Genomic DNA, 601 nt, shown 5'->3' with positions numbered 1-601 from the left:
TGATCGTGAAAGGGATGCCGTCGATGGACGAAGCTGTCGGCACTGGAGGCTTCAGATGGTCGTCGCTCACAGCAGTGGTCGAAGGCGGCCGAAGGCATCGGATCCTGCCCCGCCCCGCTCCCACTCTCCCGTTCCGCGGCTGGGCGGCGGCCAGTCAGGCACCGTCTCGCGGTGCGAACTGGAGGGCCAGGACCCGCAGGACATCAGCGGTTGAGGTGTCGGTGCGGCCCTCGTCGTGTACCTCCGCCAGGTGGACGAAAGCGTAGGAGAAGCAGTTGGAGAGGGTCACGATGGCCGGCGCCAGAGCCTCCGTGATGATGTCGGTGGTTTCCTGGGCGCTTGCATCAGAGGGCAGGTTGATCCTGGGCAGAGTTTCCACGAGCAGCGCGGAAATGGATCCGGTCAGTGCCATCTCGGCATCGGGGCTCTCGCGGAGCTGTCGCCGCATCTCAACCGCTTCGGTAAGAATGCCGACGACTCGCTGCATGATCTCGGCTTGCTGCATGGGCGAAGCCTAAGAGCCGGGCGCCAGTTGACAAGAGCGGATCACCACATGCCCTGAGGAGCCGCCGCCTGCGCCGGCCCACCTTAGGGTTGTCCC

General features: G+C 65.2%; 1 protein-coding gene. It reads right to left on the bottom strand.

Annotation, left to right across the window (positions count from 1 at the left end):
* Positions 1–154: 154 nt before the first annotated feature.
* The gene (locus tag P1P75_RS41895) at positions 155–505 is read right to left on the bottom strand and encodes a hypothetical protein (protein WP_319265372.1); all 351 of its coding nucleotides are present in this window, start codon (positions 503–505) and stop codon (positions 155–157) included.
* Positions 506–601 lie beyond the last annotated feature (96 nt).

This window comes from Streptomyces sp. ID05-39B, assembly GCF_033794725.1.
Taxonomy (GTDB): domain Bacteria; phylum Actinomycetota; class Actinomycetes; order Streptomycetales; family Streptomycetaceae; genus Streptomyces; species Streptomyces bobili.
Note: the sequence above shows the minus strand (reverse complement) of the source record. Positions and strands in the feature narration are given on the sequence as shown.

Excerpts from the sequence above, each read along its gene's own strand:
- P1P75_RS41895 (WP_319265372.1), bottom strand. The coding sequence starts at position 505 with ATGCAGCAAGCCGAGATCATGCAGCGAGTCGTCGGCATTCTTACCGAA.